The 1,559-nt window shown below is 73.1% G+C and carries 1 protein-coding gene; it reads left to right on the top strand.

Going from position 1 to position 1,559, the window contains the following annotated elements:
- Positions 1–519 precede the first annotated feature (519 nt).
- A partial coding sequence (locus HW577_RS24805) for a cache domain-containing protein (RefSeq protein ID WP_198378759.1) occupies positions 520–1,559 on the top strand: 1,040 nt, incomplete at its 3' end.

Here is a 1,559-nt window from a genome sequence, read left to right as displayed (position 1 = left end):
GCTGGCCTCGCCCGCGGCCCCCGGCGCGCCCTCCGTGCCAGTCTCGGCAGCGCCGTTCGTGTCGGGCCGCACGGGTGGCACGGGCTGCCGCGCCGTGGCCAGCCGCGGTGGCGGCGGCGGCGGGAGCGGCAACGGCTCCTCCGGCGGCGGCTCGGGCGCGCAGGCGCCAAGCGCGAGAAGGACCGCAGCCAGGACGAAACCTGAGGCGAATCGCGGCATGACCGGACCGTAGCGCGATATTCGATCGGGTCAAATCGCCTGAGCGGATGTGGCGCGCAAGAAAACATCTATTCTAGAAAGACTTATGCCCAAGGTGCGACAGCGTGCGGCGGGCTGGACCCGCCGCTGCCGGCCCAAACCGGCGATGGATGGCGCGATATCGATCACACCTGAATGACCCATCATTCCGGTCCCAAGTCGCCGAACCGTGCGTGAACCTTGCATCAAAACGCCCTTTAGTTGATCCTTAACGCGTTGCGGCGCGCATGGGTGCTGCCTCAGGGATCAGGTTCGCAGGGGATGTCGGCAGCGGCGGAGCGCAACACCGGCCGGACGCCCGCACTCGCGGGTCGGTTGCGCGGCTTGGTGCTCGCCTGCCTGCTTCCTCTGCTCGTGACCATCGGCCTGCTTGCGGCGACGCTGTTGCGCAGCGGCGCCGAGGACTTCGCGAACCGCCTCACAGGCGCCGTCCGCACGACGGCCCAGGCCGCGGATTCCGAGATCGAAGGCCGCCTCGTCGCGCTCGCCGGTTTCGCCGCGACATTCACGAGCGCGCCGGAGGACACCGATCTTGCCGCGCTGGACGATGCGGCGCGCCGGCTCGCGCTGTCGCTCGGCACCGGCGTCGCTATCCTGGACCGCGGGCTCGGCCTGCTTGTCGATACGGACCATCCCTTCGGCACGCCGCTCGGGTCGAGCCCTGCCGTGGCGGCGGCGATCTGGGCGGTCGAGACGGGGCGGCCGCGGGTCAGCGATGTCCTGCCGCTGCCTGGCGGCGCGACTCTCCCGCCGGCCCTCATGCTGCCCGTCATGCGCGACGGCCGCGCGATCGGCGTGGTGAGCGCGGGGCTCTCGACCGACCGCCTGCGGAGCTCGCTTGGCGCGGCCAGGGCCGTGCTGCTCGACGGACGCGGGCGCATCATCGCCACGCAGCGCACCGTCCCGCCCGAACTGCCGGACTGGCCCACCCTGTCCTCCTCCCCGCGCGGCAGCGCGCTGACAGGACGCGACGCCGCCGGCCGGACGATCCACTACGCCGTGATGCACCTGTCCGCCGCGCCGGACTGGCGGGTGGTAGTGTGGGAGCCGGAGGCCGCGGTCTTCGGGACGCTCGGCGCGCAGATCCCGCTGGCGGCCACCCTGGTCCTGCTCGCCCTCGGCATCGCCGCCCTCGCCTATCGCCGCACGCTGACCTCGGTGCGCGAACCGGCGCGCGCGCTCGAACGGCACACGCTGGCGATCGCCGAGGCCCTGCGCGGCGACGGCGCCCCGCCGCCCGCGCCCGCGATCCGCGGCCCCGCCGAGGTGACCGACATCGGCACGGCGCTGGCCGATGCCTT

The sequence above is a fragment of the Neoroseomonas rubea genome (genome assembly GCF_016106015.1).
Taxonomy (GTDB): Bacteria; Pseudomonadota; Alphaproteobacteria; order Acetobacterales; family Acetobacteraceae; genus Neoroseomonas; species Neoroseomonas rubea.
The sequence above is the reverse complement of the archived record's forward strand: the minus strand, read 5'-3'. Positions and strand labels throughout refer to the sequence as shown.